The 19,551-nt window shown below is 57.2% G+C and carries 15 protein-coding genes; 10 read left to right on the forward strand and 5 right to left on the reverse strand.

The window, feature by feature from the left end:
* Window positions 1-104 precede the first annotated feature (104 nt).
* The 6 genes from BGN91_RS12445 to BGN91_RS12470 all read left to right on the forward strand — a co-directional run bounded on the left by BGN91_RS12445 (window position 105) and on the right by BGN91_RS12470 (window position 9,696).
* A complete protein-coding gene (locus tag BGN91_RS12445; protein ID WP_292613586.1) occupies window positions 105-1,997 on the forward strand; it encodes an ATP-binding protein in 1,893 nt (630 codons plus the stop codon).
* Window positions 1,998-2,118: 121 nt separating this feature from the next.
* Window positions 2,119-3,759 carry a DUF3300 domain-containing protein gene (locus BGN91_RS12450; protein ID WP_292613669.1) on the forward strand — a complete coding sequence of 547 codons (1,641 nt, stop codon included), beginning with the start codon at window positions 2,119-2,121 and terminating at the stop codon, window positions 3,757-3,759.
* A complete protein-coding gene (locus BGN91_RS12455) occupies window positions 3,756-4,685 on the forward strand; it encodes a DUF2950 domain-containing protein (RefSeq protein ID WP_292613588.1) in 930 nt (309 codons plus the stop codon). Before BGN91_RS12450 ends, BGN91_RS12455 begins: the two co-directional genes overlap by 4 nt.
* Before the next feature lie 269 nt (window positions 4,686-4,954).
* Window positions 4,955-7,225: a formate C-acetyltransferase gene (gene pflB / locus BGN91_RS12460; RefSeq protein WP_292613590.1), complete on the forward strand. Its 2,271-nt coding sequence runs from the start codon at window positions 4,955-4,957 to the stop codon at window positions 7,223-7,225.
* A 13-nt stretch (window positions 7,226-7,238) separates the two neighbouring features.
* Window positions 7,239-8,066, forward strand: a complete 828-nt coding sequence (gene pflA / locus BGN91_RS12465) for a pyruvate formate-lyase-activating protein (protein ID WP_292613592.1) — start codon at window positions 7,239-7,241, stop codon at window positions 8,064-8,066.
* 28 nt (window positions 8,067-8,094) lie between these two features.
* Complete coding sequence (locus BGN91_RS12470; RefSeq protein WP_292613594.1) at window positions 8,095-9,696, forward strand: TrkA C-terminal domain-containing protein; 1,602 nt, start codon at window positions 8,095-8,097, stop codon at window positions 9,694-9,696.
* Window positions 9,697-10,664: 968 nt separating this feature from the next.
* On the opposite strand, the gene BGN91_RS12475 is transcribed toward BGN91_RS12470, so the two are convergent.
* The 4 genes from BGN91_RS12475 to BGN91_RS12490 form a co-directional block, all read right to left on the reverse strand.
* Window positions 10,665-11,057, reverse strand: coding sequence for a response regulator (locus BGN91_RS12475; protein WP_292613596.1), 393 nt, complete (start codon window positions 11,055-11,057; stop codon window positions 10,665-10,667).
* Between the two features lie 67 nt (window positions 11,058-11,124).
* Entirely contained in the window at window positions 11,125-11,739 is a 615-nt protein-coding gene (fixJ, locus tag BGN91_RS12480; protein ID WP_292613598.1) for a response regulator FixJ, read from the reverse strand.
* Window positions 11,729-13,231, reverse strand: a complete 1,503-nt coding sequence (fixL, locus tag BGN91_RS12485) for a sensor protein FixL (protein WP_292613671.1) — start codon at window positions 13,229-13,231, stop codon at window positions 11,729-11,731. The genes fixJ and fixL overlap by 11 nt, the downstream gene beginning before the upstream one ends.
* A gap of 122 nt (window positions 13,232-13,353) precedes the next feature.
* Window positions 13,354-14,115, reverse strand: coding sequence for a CBS domain-containing protein (locus BGN91_RS12490; RefSeq protein WP_292613600.1), 762 nt, complete (start codon window positions 14,113-14,115; stop codon window positions 13,354-13,356).
* Between the two features lie 252 nt (window positions 14,116-14,367).
* Here BGN91_RS12490 and BGN91_RS12495 point away from each other — a divergent pair, with 252 nt between their 5' ends.
* From BGN91_RS12495 to BGN91_RS12510, 4 genes are all read left to right on the forward strand, one after another.
* On the forward strand, window positions 14,368-15,204 hold the full coding sequence (locus BGN91_RS12495) for a universal stress protein (protein WP_292613673.1): 837 nt from the start codon (window positions 14,368-14,370) through the stop codon (window positions 15,202-15,204).
* A gap of 280 nt (window positions 15,205-15,484) precedes the next feature.
* Window positions 15,485-15,955, forward strand: coding sequence for an Hsp20/alpha crystallin family protein (locus BGN91_RS12500; protein ID WP_292613602.1), 471 nt, complete (start codon window positions 15,485-15,487; stop codon window positions 15,953-15,955).
* Between the two features lie 78 nt (window positions 15,956-16,033).
* Entirely contained in the window at window positions 16,034-16,474 is a 441-nt protein-coding gene (locus BGN91_RS12505) for a CBS domain-containing protein (RefSeq protein ID WP_292613675.1), read from the forward strand.
* 59 nt (window positions 16,475-16,533) lie between these two features.
* Window positions 16,534-19,227, forward strand: coding sequence for a bifunctional acetate--CoA ligase family protein/GNAT family N-acetyltransferase (locus BGN91_RS12510; RefSeq protein WP_292613603.1), 2,694 nt, complete (start codon window positions 16,534-16,536; stop codon window positions 19,225-19,227).
* Window positions 19,228-19,252: 25 nt separating this feature from the next.
* Here BGN91_RS12510 and BGN91_RS12515 read toward each other — a convergent pair.
* Window positions 19,253-19,551, reverse strand: a 299-nt coding sequence (locus BGN91_RS12515; RefSeq protein ID WP_292613604.1) for a hypothetical protein, incomplete at its 5' end; no start/stop codon positions are given.

The following is a 19,551-nucleotide window of genomic DNA, read 5'->3' on the forward strand; positions in this document are numbered from 1 at the left end:
CGGGTCGCGACGCGTTGTTGACAGTTGCGGCTTCGTTCGCTCAGGCTGTATGCCTGTACGAAAAAGTGCTACGATGCAGCCGTTCGGAGAGCCGGCGTACGAAGATGAACGGACGCGTTCCGATGGTAGCGATGGATCTCGTCATTCGTCTGTTCGTCTGCCTGCTGGTCTGGGCGATCATTCCGTCCGAGCTTGCGCGAGGCGCTCAAAGTCGCGAAATCAAGCGAGTATTAATCCTGAATTCCTTCGGGCAGGATTTCAGACCCTGGGGGGCATACGCCAAAGCCATTCGCGAGAATCTGGAACGGTTGTCGCCATGGCAGATTGATCTTCGGGACCACTCGTTAGTTTCCGCACGTTCTGGCGGTGAAAAACCCGAACTTCCTTTTATTGATTACCTGACGGCGCTTTATTCCGAACACCCGCCGGATATCGTCATTGCCATCGGCGCCCCTGCCTCGAATTTCGTTCAGCATAACCGCCAACGTCTGTTCATTGGAATTCCCCTCATACTGTCGGCTGTCGAGCAGCGGCGTGTCCAGTTATCGAATTTGCCGGATAACGAAACCATTATTGCGGTTTCTCACGATTTTCACCTTTCTTTCGAGACGATCCTTCGTGTTCTTCCCGAAACGAAGCGAATTGTCGTTGTGAACGGAACATCGCCAAATGAGAAATTCTGGCTCGGGGAGCTCCGCAAGGATGCGGCCGCTTTCAACAAGAAGGTCGAATTCATTTGGACCGACGATATTCCGTTTCAGCAGTTTTTGGAAAAAAGTGAAACGTTGCCGGCGAACACAGCCATCTTCTGGCATCTTATGAACGTCGATGCGGCAGGGATTTCTTACGAGGGGAATAATGCGCTTCGGCAACTCCACGAAGTGTCCAATGCTCCGATTTTTTCTTACGACGATGGCTTTTTTGGCAACGATATCGTTGGCGGGCCAATGTATTCCGTTCTCGAAATTAGCAGGCTTACGGCTGCCGTGGCGGTTCGAATCCTGAACGGAGAAAGGCCTCGCGATATAAGGCCTGCTGCAATCAAATATGCCGGTCCAAAGTTCGATTGGCGGGAGATGCAGCGCTGGGGTATCAGGGAGAGCAACTTGCCTCCGGGAAGCAAGATCCTGTTTCGTGAGCCAGGTATCTGGGAAAAGTACAGTGTATCGCTTTCGCTGATTACGATCGTAATCCTGATTCAAGGGGGGTTAATCAGCGGACTGCTCCGCGAACGGCATCGTCGCCGTCTTGCTGAAGTTGAATCGCGGAAGCGTCTGGTCGAGCTTGCACATCTTAACCGACATTCGACCGTCGGTGAACTGACCGCTTCGATCACGCACGAATTAAACCAGCCGCTAGGCTCAATTCTTACCAACGCGGAAACGGCAGAGCTCATGCTGACTAGCTCTTCACCGGATCTGGGTCAATTGAGGGAAATTATCGCCGACATCAGGCGCGACGATCAGCGCGCCAGCGAAGTTATACGTCGGCTACGCAGCGTCTTGAGGAAAACACCCTTTGAGATGAAGTGTATCGATCTGAACGAAACGGTACGGCAGGTGATCGGATTTATCACAGCCATGTCTCGGGCACGGAACATTATATTGAGATGCGTCACGACATCGGTCGATCTGACGGTCAAGGGCGATGCCGTTCAATTGCAACAAGTTGTTCTGAATTTGATTGTCAATGCGGTGGAAGCAATATCGGAAGCGGACTCAAGTGAGCGTGAAGTTAGCGTAACCACGAACCTTTCGGACGACATCGCAGAAATTAGCATCAGCGACACCGGCCCTGGCATAGCCGCCGGTGATCTCAAGAGCGTCTTCAATCCATTTTTCACGACAAAACCACAGGGCGTGGGTATGGGACTCGCGATTGTCCGAACTATTGTGGAGGCGCATCAGGGGCATGTTTCCGCGGCGAACTTATCGTCCGGCGGCGCACTTTTCGTAATCAGGCTTCCGTCTGCGCGCGGTCGATCAATTTTGACCTGATGACTCCGGTCACGCTGGCACTGCAGTGCAGCAACACGACGCCGTTCGTTTCATTGATCTTTATCAAAGCACGAGCCCGGCCTGGATCCATCGTGTAACGATGCACTTGAGGAGAGCCGAGATGTTCCGCTGCGGCAAGACGTTGATCGCTCTTACATTGCTAATGACGAATCCTGTCGCGGTCTCCGCCCAAACGGCCGACAATCCGCCCGGCTCCGGCAGCACGCAGCAGCTGACGACCAAACCTTTGCCCGGTGCAGAGTTATTGAAATCCGAGCAGCTCGAAGCGCTGGTCGCCCCGATTGCGCTCTATCCCGATGAGTTGCTCGCAAATGTGCTGGCTGCGTCGACTTATCCACTTGAAGTCGTACAGGCCGACCGGTGGCTCAAGGAACGCAAAGCGCTCAAAGGCGATGCGTTGAAGAGCGAAGTTGAAAAGCAATCATGGGACAACAGCGTCAAGGCGCTTTCGAGCACTCCAGATGTCATTTCAATGATGAGCGACAAGATCGACTGGACCAAGAGTCTCGGCGATGCCGTTCTCGCGCAGCAAGCGGACGTCATGGATGCAATCCAACGCCTTCGTTCTAAGGCCTACGACAACAAAAAGCTTGTCACCACCAAACAGCAGAAGATCAGCGTTCAAACGCAAGAAAACAGGCGGACGATCGTCATCGAAGCTGCCAGCCCTGATACGATGTACGTGCCGTATTATGATCCGGCAACGGTTTACGGGAGCTGGCCCTATACAGAATATCCACCCTACTACTTCGGGTATCCGTCCTATATCGGCGCGGGAGTGATCGCGACGGGGCTCGCGTTCGGTGCGGCCTGGGCTATCGGGCGCTGGGGTAATTATTGGGGCGGCGGGTTCAATTGGGGTAACCGCAATCTCTACGTCAATCACTACAACAGGACGAACAACATTGGAAACAGCTGGCAGCACAATCCGGCGCATCGCCAGGGCGTGCGATACAATAACGCGAACGTTCAGCAGCGCTTCGGCAATAACAATCTGAAGGCGGGCGTCTCGAACCGCATGGATTTTCGTGGCCGCGATGGGCAGCAGGTGCTTCGTCCCGGGCAGGATCGAGCTGGCGGCGGAGATCGGGCAGCAGGAGATCGTGCAGGCGACCGTGCGGCCTCGCGCAACCAGCCGGGCGGCGATCGTGGCAATCGGTCGGGCGCAGCCGATCGCGCCCGGGGTGGCGGCGACCGGGCCAAGGCAGGGAACAGGGCTGCCAACCGTAGCGGCGCGGCGCGTGGCGGCGGCAATCGTGGCGGCGCCATGAACATATCGTCGGGCAGGGCGGCTTCCGCGGCCTCGGTTCGCGGTCACGCGAGTCTGGGCAGTCGAGGAGGCAGCTTCGCTGGACGCGGCGGCGCGGCATCCGCCGGCAGAGGAGACTTCCATGGCGGCGGATTTCGCGGCGGCGGTGGCGGGGGCTTCCGTGGTGGCGGTGGCGGTTTCCGCGGCGGCGGAGGGCGGCGATCCGATATCCAGTTGAAACACGACATCGTGCTGCTGGGGTATCTCGCCAATGGTCTCGGCTACTACCGCTTCAGCTATCTCGGCAGCAGGAAGTCATATGTCGGCGTGATTGCGCAGGAAGTGCAGAACCTGATGCCGCAAGCCGTGATCCGTGGTCGCGACGGCTACCTCAGAGTTTACTACGAGAAGCTGGGATTAAAGCTGAGAACCTACAACGACTGGTTCGCTGCGGGCGCAAAAATTCCTGTGTTGCGGGAGGTGTCGCCATGATCGCATCGATACGGATTTCTCGCGCCGCTTCGACCGGTGCGGTAGCAATCCTTGCGATCGCTCTGTCAATCGGCGCGAGCCGGGCTCAACAGGCCTTTTCTTCGCCGGAAGATGCGGCAGCGGGACTGGTAGCGGCGGTCAAGACCGGCATGACACGAGCCATTCTGAAAGTCCTCGGCAGAAATGCCGAAGACCTGGTCGAATCCGGCGATAGCGTTGCTGACGAAGAGACGCGGAAGCGTTTTCTTTCTGCGTATGATGCCAAGCACGCCATCAAGGCTGAAGGAAACAAGAAGGCGACGCTTATTTTAGGCGCCGATGAATTTCCGTTTCCAATTCCACTTGTCAGCGGCAAGAGCGGCTGGGAATTCAACGCAAGCGCCGGGCGTCTCGAGATTCTTTATCGCCGCATCGGACGCAATGAATTGGATGCAATTCAGACCTGTCTCGCCTTCGTAGATGCCCAGAACGAATATGCCGAGAAGGATCGAACAGGCGAAGGCGTCAGTATTTACGCTCAACGCATTGTCAGCAATCCTGGCAAGAAGGATGGACTATTCTGGCGCGACGACCGCGACCCCAGCCCACTTGGCGAGTTGGCGGCGGAAGCATCATCAGAGGGCTATAAGGTCGATGGGCATGGCGCCCCGTATCACGGATATTTCTTTCGAATATTGAGGGGACAAGGCCCCAACGCGCCCGGTGGCGCACTGAACTACATCGTCAAAAGCAAAATGATCGGCGGTTTCGCGCTGATCGCTTATCCTGCCGAATACGGCAACTCTGGAGTCATGACCTTCATGGTCAGCCATACCGGAACCGTCTATCAAAAGGACCTCGGCAAGAGAACGGACTTTCTCGCCAAACGTATCGTCTTGTTCGATCCGGATCAGACGTGGAAGAAGGTCGACACGACGGAGCATTGAACGCGACGGTTGAGCGAGGATGCTCACGCGTCTGGCCCGGTGTTTGTGTTGATTGTTTTCGGTGACGCGGCTGACGGCTCAGCTGCGACCATTCTGTGTCGCCATCCACCGTTGCGAAACGGAAAGTATCGAAGCCGACGATCGTTCATTTGTTGATCTAAATCAAAGCCAGAAATGCTGTCGACACGATGGTCATGGTGCATGCCGAGTTGTCGCCCTCGGTATCGATGTGTCCGACTTGATCGGTCCAAGCCGGTGGGAGATGCACCATGAAAACCAGCGCAGCCCTGAGGACGGAAGCCAAGGCCGGAGATTGCTGGAGCGATTTCCAGCCCGGAGATTGGCTCAACTCCATCAACGTTCGCGATTTCATCATCCGAAATGCTACGCCTTACGCGGGTGACGAAGCTTTTCTCGCCGGACCGTCTCAGCGTACCAAGGCCGTCTGGGCGAAATTGCAGCCGTACTTCGCCGAGGAACGAAAAAAGGGGGTGCTTGCAGTCGATGCTCAAACTCCCTCGACGCTGCTTGCTCACAAGGCTGGCTATATCGATCGCGATAATGAAGTTATTGTAGGTCTTCAGACCGACCAACCTTTCAAGCGAGCGATTTTTCCGTTCGGCGGATTGCGGATGGTCGAAGCGGGTCTCAAGGCCGCGGGCTTCGAACCCGACCCGGTCGTCCACGAGGTTTTCACGAAATACCGAAAGTCGCATAACGACGGCGTCTTCGACGCCTATACGCCCGAAATCATGAAATGCCGGAAATCCGGGATTATCACTGGCCTGCCCGATGCTTACGGTCGTGGCCGTATTATTGGAGATTACCGGCGGGTTGCTCTTTATGGGATCGACCGCCTTCTCGCAGCCAAGCGAGCCGAGCGGGAACAGATCGACGACATGTGGCCGAGCGATGACATCATTCGGTTGCGCGAAGAACTTTCCGACCAGATACGCGCACTTGAAGACCTATCCTCGATGGTCAAGCTATACGGCCTCGATATATCGAAGCCTGCCCGCAATGCTCAGGAGGCGTTCCAATGGACCTACTTCGCCTATCTGGGGGCGATCAAGGAGGCCAACGGGGCCGCCATGTCCATTGGCCGTATATCGACTTTCCTCGACATCTACATCGAGCGTGATCTGAAGCAGGGCGCTTTGGACGAAAACGAAGCTCAGGAACTCTGGGATCAGCTGGTTCAGAAGCTTCGCATAGTCCGCTTTTTGCGCACACCCGAATATGACGCGTTGTTCAGCGGAGACCCTTATTGGGCGACCGAGTGCATCGGGGGTATGGATCTGGACGGGCGCACGCTGGTGACCAAGAGCAGCTATCGCATGCTGCACACGCTTACGAATCTCGGTCCGGCGCCTGAGCCGAACATCACGGTGCTGTGGTCCAACCATATGCCCGCGGCGTTCAAACGCTATTGTGCCAAGGTCAGCCGCGATACGTCCTCGCTTCAATACGAAAACGACGATCTGATGCGCCCGTTCTGGGGCGACGATTACGGTATCGCGTGCTGCGTTTCGGCGATGCGCCTCGGCAAGCAGATGCAGTTCTTTGGCGCCCGTGTGAACCTGGCGAAGGCGCTGCTGTATGCGATCAATGGAGGCCGCGACGAAGTCTCAGGCGAGCAGGTAGCACCCCAGACGAGGCCGGTCGCAGGCGACTTCCTCGACTACGACGATGTGATGGCCAAGTTCGACACCACGATGGAGTGGCTGGCGCGCACATATGTCCACGCGATGAACTGCATCCACTACATGCACGACAAGTATTTCTACGAACGCCTGGAGATGGCGTTGCATGATCGCGACGTCCTCCGAACAATGGCGTTCGGCATCGCCGGCCTATCGGTGGTGGCCGATAGCCTCAGCGCGATCAAGTACGGCAAGATTCGTGTGGTCCGCGATGCGACAGGGTTGGTGGTCGATTATCAGAATGAGGGGAATAAGGCTGTTCCCCAATTTGGTAACAATGATGACCGCGTTGATCAAATCGCCTCAAGCATCGTCACCAGCTTCATGGAGAAGATACGAAAACATCCTACCTATCGCAACGCGACGCATACGCAGAGCGTGCTCACCATTACCTCCAACGTAGTTTACGGAAAGGCCACCGGTAACACCCCCGATGGGCGCCGCAAGGGCGAACCGTTCGGGCCGGGCGCAAACCCGATGCACGGTCGGGACAGCCACGGCTGGCTTGCTTCCTGTCTGTCTGTTGCAAAGCTCCCCTACAAGGACGCGCAGGATGGCATCAGCTATACGGTTTCCGTCGCTCCACAGAAGGCGCATCTCTCGGAAAGCCAGATGATCGAAGAAGCCGTCAAGGCTTTTGACGTTTATTTTGATCGAGGCGGATTCCACATGAATCTGAACGTGATCGATAAAGACACGCTCGAGGATGCGATGAAAAATCCGGACAAGTACCCTCAGCTCACCATTCGAGTCTCCGGTTATGCCGTCAACTTCGTTCGTCTCACGCCGGAACAGCAGAGAGATGTGATCAGCCGCACTTTCCACGGCCAGATCTGAACCGAGGTGAACCATGTCGACGGTGCAGATGCTTGAATCCGGAAGTCGTTATGACCTCCGGGTTGGAATTTCACCCGACGCGCCGGACGAAGGCCAGCTCAAGGATGAAGAGGGCGCGTTCGGGTATTGTCACTCCTACGAAACCTCATCTCGATATGATGGGCCAGGTCTACGCATCGTGATCTTCGTCTCCGGCTGTCTTTTGCGATGCACCTACTGCCACAATCCGGATACGTGGCATCTTAAGGATGGGACTTACGTTTCGGCCGACCATGTGCTTCGTCGCGTAAGTGATTTCGTGCCCGCACTTCTTCCGCTTGGCGGAGGACTTACAATTTCCGGCGGAGAGCCGATGGTTCAACTTGCATTCACACGGCGGATATTCGCCGGAGCAAAGGCGTTGGGCCTGCACACAGCCATTCAGACCTCGGGGTTTATGGGGGATCGTGTCGATGAAAATTATCTGTCGAACATCGACCTTGTCATGCTCGACATCAAGAGTTCGGATCCCGACACCTACCGACGGGTGACGGGTCGCGATCTCGCGCCGACGCTGCGCTTCGCTGAGCGGCTTGCTGCGCTTTCCAAGCCGGTGTGGGTTCGTTTCACACTCGTCCCCGGCGAGACCGACGAACCCGCCAACGTCGACGGCATCGCTCAATTTGTCGCGCCGATGAAAAATGTCGAGTGGGTCGAGGTGCAGCCGTTCCATCAGATGGGCGCATTCAAGTGGAAGGCGATGGGACTCGATTACAAGCTGCTCGACACGCCGCCTGCCGGCAAGGACCTGGTAGACCGCGTCGTCGGGCAGTTTCGATCGGCAGGCTGTCAGGTTCGCTAGCTGCATCAGGGGTTCGGGAGAAACCAAAATGCTGGACCTTGCTCGTGACATTATCGGAAGCCAACCGATACTGACTGCCTTCCTGGCGATCGGGTTGGGTTATCTGGTCGGTCAGGTCAGTATCGCAGGATTTTCTCTCGGCGTCGGCGCCGTTCTTTTCGTCGGCCTTGCCATCGGTGCGTTCGCCCCCAAAGCGCAGATCATCGGCCCGATCGGACTGACAGGACTGATCATGTTCCTGTACGGCATCGGTATCCTGTACGGCAGGCAGTTCTTCGAAGGCATGGTCGGCGTCGGGCAGAAGTACAATATACTTGCTCTTGTCGCATGTCTGGCCGGCTTATTGGTCGCGCTCGGGCTTGGACATATCTTCGGCATCGGGGTCGGACATACGCTCGGTATCTATGCCGGATCGATGACAAGCACGGCCACGCTCCAGGCCGCGCTCGACGTCATGAAGAACAAGGATCCGTCGATCGGCTATTCGATTGCTTATCCATTCGGGGTCATCGGTCCGATCCTGTGCATCTACTTCATGAACCGAATCGTAAAGCCGAAATTTCCGGCTAAAGCGCAGCGATTCCAAATGGGCGAGATATCGATCGGCAAAAGCCACGCCGGAAAGAGACTTGACGAATTGATGACGAAGGTGCTGAGCAGCGTGCAGGTCACGATGGTTCGCAAAGACGGACGCAACTTGGTCCCTGAGGCCGATACTGTCTTGTCCGCCGGCGATGCGATTCTCGTGATCGCGGAGCAGAACGAAGAAATTGCCAAAGCGGCCGCCGCGCTCGGAAAGCTGGAGCCCGGACGCCTGGCCGGCGACCGCACCGACCTTGATTACATCAGAGTCTTTGTCGGAAAAGCCAGTGTGGTCGGAATACCGCTCGCCAAGCTTCCTATGCCGGCCGGCTTTCCGACGCACATCTTGCATGTCCGTCGCTATGACGCGGATCTCGTGCCGACGCCGGACCTCATGCTCGAATTCGGCGACCGGGTCGGCGTGCTGATGCCGCCTGATCGAAAGGACGATATCCGACGTCACTTTGGCGACACGGTCAAGGCGGCGGCTGAATTCAGCTATGTCTCACTTGGAGTTGGAATGGTCCTGGGCGTCCTGCTCGGGCTCGTTCCGATTCCTGTTCCTGGCGTAGGCGTGGTGACGCTCGGTATTGGTGGGGGACCGCTGATCGTCGCTCTCATCCTGGGCAAAATGCGCCGCACGGGTCCCATGCTCTGGACCATGCCGTTACCGGCGAATATTGTCTTGCGAAATTTTGGGCTAGCGATGTTTCTTGCCACCGTCGGCGTCAACGCCGGGCAGCCCTTTGTTCGTACCGTCACGGAATCGGGCTTCACTATGCTCTTTATTGGAGGTGCGGTTCTGCTCACGACGGTATTCATCGTCTTGCTGGTCGGCCATTACGTTCTGAAGATCCCGTATGACGATCTCGCGGGGGTGGCGTCCGGCGCCACAGGAAATCCGGCGATTCTCGTCTATTCGACCAAGATGGCGCCGACCGAACGGCCCGACATCGGTTACGCTATGATCTTTCCGTCCATGACGCTGGTGAAGGTGATAGCGGCGCAGATCGTAGGTCTCCTGATGGCCGGTAGTAGCGCCGGCTAGCTCGCGCTCGCAAACCCATTCCTTGCCCGCAGGACACTTGCGTCCGCTCGACAAAGTCGCCGGACAGCATTGAATATTCTCGCGGATACAGCATCAGCCGTCGATACCTCGATCTTGCCGGACTAAAGGTGAAAATCGACAAGCTGCAGGCGGACATCGCAAAGCAATCCGTCGGCGACGAGTTCGATCGAGATGTTGTCAGGCTCGATCGCTTCAAGGCGATACACACCGCTCTCGCTCCGGCGACCGCTTCTTAGAGCGTTTTGGTCGGATCTTTGGAGAACTTGCGCAAGATGTCGTCTTCGCTTTGATCTTTAGGAGCGTAGGGTTCATCAGCGCCTTTGATAAAACCAAGCTCTGTAGCCACTCAGGGGAGATCCTCTTCGGCAATTCCCGTCGTGAGAGCTTCGCGATGCTATACTCGCCGCGCGGGTCGTTAAAAGCGATTGGCTTTTTGGCCCAACATTGCTTGTGATCCGCCGATGTCCGTTACGATCGGCTCGGTCCTTGGCGCCCGTCCAGGCGAAGTCTTTGCGCTTTCAAGCGCCTTATCTCATCGTCGAGTACGTCCATTTCCGCGGCGCGTCGTTCGTTCTTGGATTTCAACGCATCGTCGGATCGCAGTTTTTCTAGCGCTTTCTGGACCGAGAGCTTTGGTGTATCCGCCATGACAAACCTCCAAGCGACAAGCATCCGAACGATAGCAGCCGCTCAATCGAGATCAGAGTGCGGTTCCCGACCTGATGGCCCTCAACTTTCTCGCCAGGCAGGCTCGCAATTAAGATTTATTATCCCCGATCCTTGGCGGTCGCTGGTTGATCCAGATCAACGTGTGTTGTGGTGTACCTTGATCAGCTGAGAGGGGGCGACTGCTCCATAAAAGAAGGGATCGAAGCTGCGGCCAAAATGGTTTCATTACCTGCTTTTATGGTTTCATTACCTGTGCCAGTAACAAAAAGGGCCGCACCCTAAGCCGGATACTGGCGAGAGATGGCCTCTCGAACCCGCATCACGAGGCTGTCCTCTAAATGGGGTTTGAACAAAATATAGTCGATACCGGCTGCCGCAGCCTTCTCCGTCATATGCCGATTGGGATAGCCGGTAATAAGGACAATCGGCGCCGCGACATTTTGTTGACGGAGGCGCGCGGCCACATCCAGTCCGTCCATGTGCGGCAATTTGTAATCGATCACCAGGCAATCGACATCCGCCGGATCGACGGAAGCCAGTAACGTCACGGCGGCGCTGAACGTACGAACCTTGAATCCGTGGGTTTCGAGAAGAAATCGCATTGACTGAAGCACAGCAGGATCGTCGTCGAGAATGCAGATTTTATACTTTGCGATTGTGAATTCTGTCATCTGATGCCGCAAATCCCAATGATCGACCGTACAATACGGTCGCTGGAACGGGGCCCCTTGATTTGCCTCAATCGTTCAAGATGCCGGCGCGCAGGGCGAGCCGGATCAACTCGGACAGGTTATGGGCCTGCATCTTGGTCATGACATTTGCCCGGTAGACCTCGATCGTCCGGGGACTGATATTGTGTTCACGGGCTATCAGCTTATTGGACAGTCCTGCGACGAGGCCGTCCATGACCTGACGTTCCCGCTTACTGAGACTCGCTATCCTTGATGCGATCTCAGCCGAGACGGCGTCACACTTCGCATGATCGGCGCTCTGGATAGCAGCCTCGATCATTCCGATCAGCCGTTCATCCTCGAACGGCTTTTCGATAAAGTCGATCGCTCCCAATTTTATCGCTTCAACTGCGAGGGGAATATCCCCGTGCCCGGTCATGATGATGACGGGAAGGGGCGAAGCATCGGCTTTGAGGCGGCGAAGCAGATCCATTCCATCGATGCCGGGCATGCGAACGTCGGACACGACACAGCCAAAACCCAGACCGGCGTGGGCGCTGAGGAAGGCGGCGGCGGTGTCGAACAGCGTGACGTTGAAACCTGCCGAGCCAAGCAAAAAATCGAGCGAGTCCCGCATCGTAGGATCGTCATCGATGACATAGACATTTCCCTTAGACGACATCTGGCAAATCCTCGGTCGACGCTATGGGCAAGGTCAGTCGGAAGGTGGCGCCGCCGGAATCGTTCGTTTCGGCCCACATTCGGCCGCCATGGGCCTCCACTATCGACCGGCTGATGGAGAGCCCGACACCCATCCCGGTTTCCTTGGTCGTGAAGAAAGTCTCGAAAAGGTTTGCAGCGGTGGCTTCGCTGAAGCCATGGCCGGTATCCGATATGGACAATTCGACCATGTCGTCCGAGGCCTTTTTGCTGGAAGCGGCAAGTTCTCGTTTTGGTGAGTCCGCCATCGCCTCCAGGGCATTTCGAAACAGATTGACCAGGACCTGCTGAATCTGCACGCGATCGACCAGGACGCGGTCGCATTCCACGTCCAGTTCAAGCCGCAGTATGACGTTTTGTTCGCGGACGCCTGCGAGGCCGAGAGCCCCGGCTTCTTCCATCAGCTTTGCCAGGCTTTCGACGCGCTTCTCTGATTCCCGCCGGGAAACGAAATCACGCAACCGCCGAATAATCTGGCCGGCGCGAATGGCCTGATCTGCGGCTCGATCCAGCGCTGTTTCGATCTTCGCGATATTGGGGTCGGCACTCGCCGCCAGAAGACGGCGTGATCCCTTCATGTAGTTGCTGATCGCGGTCAACGGTTGATTCAATTCATGCGCAAGAGTCGAGGCCATCTCGCCCATCGCACTCAAGCGAGACATGTGAATCAGCTCGGATTGCAATTCCTGAAGTTTTGCCTGGGTTTGCTGATGCTCCGTGAGATCGCGAACAAATCCGGTAAAATGTCGCTTCCCACCCGAATGCATCTCGCCGACGGACAGATGCATTGGAAAAGTAACTCCGTTTCGGCGTTTGCCGGTAACAATCCGTCCGATGCCGATAATGTGTCGTTCGCCGGTGGATTGATAGCGGGCCAAATAGCCGTCGTGTCGGCTGCTGTCCGGCTCCGGCATCAAGATGCTGACGTTCTGGCCGATGACTTCGTGTTCGGCATGACCGAACAGACGTTCCGCCGCAGTGCTGAAGTGCTGCATGATGCCGTGGTCGTTAATAACGATCATCGCATCGGGAATCGTATCGAGGATCGAACGCAGATGATCCTCGCGCGCGAGCAGGGCTTCTTCGATCAGCTTCTGATCGTCGATATCGAGCACGATGCCGCTGAGGCGCCGCGGCACTCCATCGTCGTCGATGACGAGACCCCCTCGTGCTCGAACCCAGCGACTCCCTTCTGACGTCCCACGGAGCCGGTATTGAATATCGAATCTGCACCCGGTCTTGATCGAACGCTGGATCGCCGATTCGGTGCGCGCGCGATCTTCCGGCTGAAGCAGCGAGAGAAAAAAATCGTAACTGGCCGGGCAGCTTTCCGAAACGCCAAAAAGCCTGCATGTTGCACTGGACCAGAACAGTTTCCAGGTCGAGAGATCGAGATCCCAGATGCCGACTCCGGATTTGTCGATCCCGCGTTGCAACTCTTCGTCACGGAACAGGCTATTCGGGGGTGGCGGATCATCACTCGTCACGGTTCACTTCCCGCACGGCCAGGAAAACTTCATTGGAAGTCTACTGTACCTCGCAATGAGCCGGCGTGAAGGGATTTCTTGATGCAACGCTACGGGGGCGCTTGCATCTTGTGCTCGTGCAGCTGATCCGCCGCCACTCGTTTGTCGTCTTCGGGAGAATTCAGGTACAATCCGGACATAGGATCGACCCAGCAAAGGTGGTCGTGAACTTCCCTCACGCCGGCGATATTTTCCGCCGCGACAATGGCAGCCTGCCGCGCCCGTTCGTCGGTAACGACACCGCTGAGATGAACGATGCCGTCGCGCGCAATGACGCTCAGTCCAAAAGGACGCCAGGCGCTCCTCTCGATCGAGGTCATGAGGCGGTCGCGAATATGATCGTCATCTGCGGTCGGGTCAGGGATCTCGCGTGCAAGTCCTGCGACCGCCTGAAGCAGGTTGGAGCGGGTCACGATTCCGACGATCCGGTCGCCCCGCATCACCGGCAACCGCTTGATGTCGTGCTTTTCCATCGTTGCGACAACGTCTTCCAGCAACGCGTCTTCCGACACGGTGAATGGATCCGTCGTCATGATTTCACCGACCTTGCGGCCCCGCTCGTGAACGAAGTCGGAGGCTTCCCTGCCGGTTCCAAGCAGGAATTTCAGCCATCGCGCCCTCCTGCGTTGCGTACCGATTTCGGCGCGGCGAATGAAATCGCCTTCCGAAATGATGCCGACCAGCTTCCCGGCTGCGTCAATCACCGGAAGGCCGCTGATGTGTTGTGTGAGCATCGTGTTCGCGGCATCGACGATGGTCGTATCAGGGCTGACCGTGACGACCCGCCTGGTCATGATCTGGTGAGCGCGCATGTCGAAGCTCCGAGCGTTCGAATGAACGCTTCAATGCTACCGCCAGCCCGTCGAAGATGGCTTGACCTGGGTCAAGCGCGATCGTCGACAGGAATATGAGCTCCTCCAATCTGACTGCGGCGTCTTTAATCGCTCGCAGCGGCAGGTCGTATCATTTGCAGGTTCTTGATCTGGATCATTTTCGCCTCACTGTCTTGGATACATGCATGCAATATGATTGCGATGGTCAATTTAGCCGTGTCGGAGAGAAGAATGACTTACGCGACGATCATGGTTTGCCTCGCTTCCGATCAGCCGAACGAGCACTGTCTTGCCATTGCCAGCAAAATGGTCGAACGATTTGATGCGCGGATTATCGGAATCGCGGCTGCGGAATTCAGCCCGCCGCTCTATTTCACTGCGGGCGAGCAAGCCGACGAGATGATCGAGCAAGGTCGGAATGCCATCAGAACGCGATTATCGGAGCTTGAATCCGAGTTTCGAAAGGTCATGAACCGAGGTGCAAGACACGTCGAATGGCGCTCCAACATGGAGACGCCTATTCGATTTGTTGCGCGCGAAGCGCGAGCCGCTGATATCATCGTGATCGGGCAAAGCCGGGACGGCGCGTTTACAGACCCGTTTGCAAGAGCCAATCCGAGCGATCTGGTCATGCAGGCGGGCAGGCCGCTGCTCGTTGTTCCGGAGACGGTTGACTGGCTTGATTTGCGAAGCGTGCTGGTCGCCTGGAAGGATACCCAGGAAGCGCGGCGGGCAATCGCCGATTCGCTTCCGCTACTTCGCAAGGCCAAAGACATCACGATCGTCGAGATTGTCGAAGATGATGGCGGCCGCGAGGCCGCATCGAATCGCGTTCACGATGTCGTTGCGTGGCTTTCGCATCATGACGTTGTGGCAAACGCGCTTGTTCCGGAGCAGAGTTCGAAACGGGATGCTGCGGCTGCACTGGATAGAATTGCGGCAAACGTTGGCGCGGGTGTTATTGTCGCCGGAGCTTATGGCCATTCGCGATTACGCGAATGGGTACTCGGCGGTGTGACGCGTCACCTCGTGACTGAGTCAACGCGTTGCGTGTTGCTGTCACGCTGATCCACGTCAGATTTCATAGCTGGATTCCGGCTGGGCGGTCGGCTTGTCAGACCGGGATCGTGGCGCTCCCGAGTCCGGAGCGGCGTGGCGGAAGCCGAGCGCGCGATAGCGCGCATTGAATGGCTCCCGACAAGGCCCGCGGCGCAATACGTTAGCATGGAACGTAATGCGGCTATTCCTCGCAGTGCAACGGCCATGCCTGTTTGACCTCGATCAAAATATCCGGGCCGACGTGTGGTGAGATGAGGCCACTCAGGACTCATTGTTGGAGGATCAAGTCATGATGAAGTCGCTCATTCCGATAGGACGGGATAGTTTCCTGGCGCGTACCGACGCAAATCCGTTGGCGATGCTACAGCAAGAGATGGACCGGCTATTCGATGGGTTCAGCAAAAGCTTCACCGGTCTGTCGTCGCGGGCGCTGATGCCCAGCATGGATCTTGCCGAGACCGAGAAGGAGATTGAATTAACCGCTGAACTTCCCGGCATGGAGGAAAAGGACGTTCAGTTGAACGTCGTGGACAATCAATTGACGATTCGCGGCGAAAAGAAAAACCAGCGGGAGGAAAAAGAAAAGGACTACCATCTCGTCGAACGGAACTACGGTTCCTTCGTGCGGACGGTCGACCTGCCGCCCGGCGTGGATCTGGACAGCATCAAGGCCGTGATGTCGAAAGGTGTCCTGAAGGTTACGGTGCCGAAGCCGGCGCCCGCGCAAGCCAAAAAAATCGAGGTTAAAGGGGCGGCCTGATTTGAGAATCGGGGCGCGCGGGGCCTGCCGCGCGTCCAAGCCGTAACTTGCCTCGGATGCAGAGGATTGGGTGATATCTTGTATCAATTTCTCGAACAGATCGTCGACCGCTACATGACACGCAAGGTCAAGACGGTATCGTACGAGGTCAAGATGGACCAACTCAACGATCTGTTCGCCCGCGATGATTTCAATGCCTATCCTGTCGTCGACCAGCAGGATGTCGTCGGCCTGGTGACAAAGTTCGATTTCCTCAAATGTTTTGCCCTTACGCTGAACTCGATGGTTCCGCGCTATGACGAACTCATGAAACGAACCGCTGCTGATGTGATGATCCACGAATTTATCTATGTGGGCGCAACCACGAAGTTGGTGCGTGTGTTGCAGTTGATGGTCGAGCACCGGCTTCGCAGCATCCCCGTTATGGATGCCGGCCAGCGATTGGTCGGCATCATCTCGCGTGAGGACATCATGCGAGCTTTGCGCGACTGCACCCGTGACGAGAAGCGTATTCTCTAAAATCCCGCCGATTGTTCGTTGCGCTGAATGGCAGCGAAAGCGTTTTCTGATAGGGGGTCATGTCAGTCTATCGATTGAATAGTCTGCTTGCTCCGAACTCGTTGGCGTTGGTCGGGGCGAGCCCGCGGAGCGGATCGGTCGGGCGGGCGATTATAAGAAACCTGCGCGCAGCCCGGTTTCTAGGTCCGTTCGGCGTCGTCAATTCGCATTATCGGGAGGTCGACGGCATATCGACGGTCAAATGTTTAGCTGAGCTGCCGTTTGTTCCGGAACTCGTCATTATCACCACGCCGGCGCCGACGATTCCCGAGATCGTTGCCGAATCAGGACGGCTCGGCTGCGCCGGAGCCATCATTGTCAGCGCCGGCCTCGGCCATGGAGCGGGCTCGTTGGCGGAAGCCGCCGATCGGGCGGCACGTGCCTATCATATGAGGTTGATCGGTCCTAATTGCCTCGGCGTCTTGATGCCGACGACAAATTTGAACGCGAGTTTCGCGGCTCATATGCCGCGCGCGGGAAATCTGGCTCTGATCTCCCAATCCGGTGCGATAGCGACCGGGATGGTGGACTGGGCGGCGCATCGCAACGTCGGATTTTCCGGAATCGTATCCGTCGGCGATCAGCTTGATGTCGATATCGCCGATCTCTTGGACTTCTTTGCGCTCGATGCCGATACCAAGGCGATCCTGATGTACATCGAGGCGATCAAGGACGCCCGGAAATTTATGTCCGCTGCGCGGGCGGCGGCGCGAGTCAAGCCGGTCGTCGTCGTCAAATCCGGACGGATGACGCAAGGAGCGAGGGCGGCAGCGACCCATACCGGCGCGCTCGCCGGTTCGGATGCCGTCTATGACGCAGCGTTTCGTCGCGCGGGCATCTTGCGGGTGTTTGATCTCCGGGAATTGTTCGATTGTGCGGAGACGCTGAGCCGGGTCAAGTTTGCGTTTGGAAAGCGGCTGGCCATGCTCACAAATGGGGGCGGCATCGGCGTTCTTGCGGTGGATCGGCTTGTCGAGTTGGGTGGGGTTCCAGCGGCGCTCAATCCTGTCGTCAAACAACGACTCGACGCCGTTCTGCCGGCGACATGGTCGGGCTCCAATCCGGTCGACATCATCGGTGATGCCGATCCGGCGCGTTATGCCGCGGCGCTCGAGATTCTGCTGGAGGATGACAATAGCGATGCCGTCCTTGTGATGAATGTGCAAACGGCGATTGCCGATTCAGGCGCCATTGCCGCGGCGGTTACCCGCGTCATCGAGGCAGACCGGCGCGAGCGCGCTGCTTCCGCCAAACCCGTCTTGGCGGTTTGGGTCGGCGCCGACGAGAAGATCTCGGGAGCGTTTACCGATGCCGGCATTCCCACCTATCCAACAGAAGACGACGCCGTGCGCGGATTCATGCATCTCGTTCATCACCGCGAGGCGGTTGAGTCGCTTGCCGCGGTGCCGCCGAGCCTGACACATGAATTCGAGCCGGATACTGCGGCGGCGCGACGGATTGTCGAGGCGGCGGTGGTGCAAGGCAGGTCATGGCTCGATCCGGTCGAAGTTGTGGGCGTCCTGGATGCTTACGGGATTGCCAGCGTGGCGACGCGGGCGGCTGCCAATGCCGAAGAGGCCGCCGCTCATGCGGCATCCTTGTTTGGGCAAGGCGCAACCGTCGTTCTTAAGGTGCTTTCGCGGGACATTTTGCATAAATCCGATGTCGGCGGCGTGGTGCTCAACCTTACCAGCGTTGATTTGGTTCGCGGCGCGGCGCTCAACATTCTGGCGAATGCCGGAGCCAAGCGGCCCGATGCCAAGATTGATGGCTTCATAGTGCAACCGATGGTCTTGCGGCCGAAGGCTCGTGAACTCATCCTGGGAATCGCCAGCGATCCGACCTTCGGCTCCGTCATCGTTTTTGGTCATGGCGGCACGGCCGTGGAGGTTATCAATGACAAGGCGCTGGCCCTGCCGCCGCTCGACCTCAATCTCGCCCGTGATCTCGTCGAGCGCACTCGCGTTTCCAGGCTATTGCGGGCCTATCGCAATGTGCCTCCCGTCAAGCAGGACGAAGTACCTCTGACGTTGATGAAGCTGGCACAGCTCGCGGCCGATATTCCCGAGATCAGTGAACTGGACCTCAATCCGCTGCTTGCCGATGAAACCGGCGTTCTTACGATCGACGCCCGTATTGCGGTGGGACCTCCGGTGCGAAAATTCGCCGGTCTGGGCAATGCCAACTTTGCTGTTCGGCCCTATCCGTCGCAATGGCTGCGGCATCTTGAGCTGAAGGATAGGTGGCGGATCATGGTTCGCCCGATCCGGCCAGAGGACGAGTCGTTGATCTCTGAATTTCTGCGCCGTGTCACCAGGCAGGACCTGAGGCTCCGGTTCTTTGCTGCCATGAAGCCGTTGGATCATGATTTCATCGCGCGGTTGACGCAACTCGATTACGCGCGGGCAATGGCTTTCGTGGCTTTCGACGAGGCTACCGACGAGATAGTTGGCGTCGTTCGAATCCATTCGGATTCAATTTATGAGACCGGCGAGTATGCGATACTGGTTCGCTCGGACTTGAAGGGCAGGGGGCTGGGCTGGAGACTGATGCAATTGATCATCGAGTACGCCCGGTCGGAGGGATTGAAGTTCATCGCCGGCGATGTGCTGGCGGAGAACACTGTGATGCTGGCGATGTGCCGGGATCTCGGCTTCGAAATCACGGACGATCCCATCGAGCGCGACGTCTGCCATGTCAGGCTTGCGCTATAGCCGAGGTGTTCAATCGTTCGACATGTCACAGATGGGCGACCGATATGACGCGATAAGTGTGCATGGCGCCGCCTTCGCTGATTGAAACGTATTCACCAGGCACGAAACGCTCGTCCGCGAAGTGATAGCCGGATTCGTCAGGCAGGTTGGTCGCATCGTCATAGTGGAAAGCCCAGCTTCCGCCGGGGCGGCGAACGAGATGGCCGACATCGTCGTTCCCGTCCGGCCGTAAACGCGTCACGCGACATGCTTCGCGATGATCTTTCCATGACTCATGGTCGATGCGGCCATCAAGGGCGAGCGGGGCGATAACGATGTAGCCGA

Source organism: Nitrobacter sp. 62-13, assembly GCF_001896955.1.
GTDB lineage: Bacteria > Pseudomonadota > Alphaproteobacteria > Rhizobiales > Xanthobacteraceae > Nitrobacter.

Bases quoted from the DNA above. Each gene is read 5' to 3' on its own strand.
- BGN91_RS12455 (WP_292613588.1), top strand. From the start codon at position 3,756: ATGATCGCATCGATACGGATTTCTCGCGCCGCTTCGACCGGTGCGGTA.
- BGN91_RS12495 (WP_292613673.1), top strand. From the start codon at position 14,368: ATGACTTACGCGACGATCATGGTTTGCCTCGCTTCCGATCAGCCGAAC.
- BGN91_RS12475 (WP_292613596.1), bottom strand. From the start codon at position 11,057: ATGACAGAATTCACAATCGCAAAGTATAAAATCTGCATTCTCGACGAC.
- fixJ (WP_292613598.1), bottom strand. From the start codon at position 11,739: ATGTCGTCTAAGGGAAATGTCTATGTCATCGATGACGATCCTACGATG.
- BGN91_RS12470 (WP_292613594.1), top strand. From the start codon at position 8,095: ATGCTGGACCTTGCTCGTGACATTATCGGAAGCCAACCGATACTGACT.
- BGN91_RS12490 (WP_292613600.1), bottom strand. From the start codon at position 14,115: ATGCGCGCTCACCAGATCATGACCAGGCGGGTCGTCACGGTCAGCCCT.
- BGN91_RS12445 (WP_292613586.1), top strand. From the start codon at position 105: ATGAACGGACGCGTTCCGATGGTAGCGATGGATCTCGTCATTCGTCTG.
- BGN91_RS12500 (WP_292613602.1), top strand. From the start codon at position 15,485: ATGATGAAGTCGCTCATTCCGATAGGACGGGATAGTTTCCTGGCGCGT.
- BGN91_RS12510 (WP_292613603.1), top strand. From the start codon at position 16,534: ATGTCAGTCTATCGATTGAATAGTCTGCTTGCTCCGAACTCGTTGGCG.
- BGN91_RS12450 (WP_292613669.1), top strand. From the start codon at position 2,119: ATGTTCCGCTGCGGCAAGACGTTGATCGCTCTTACATTGCTAATGACG.
- pflB (WP_292613590.1), top strand. From the start codon at position 4,955: ATGAAAACCAGCGCAGCCCTGAGGACGGAAGCCAAGGCCGGAGATTGC.
- pflA (WP_292613592.1), top strand. From the start codon at position 7,239: ATGTCGACGGTGCAGATGCTTGAATCCGGAAGTCGTTATGACCTCCGG.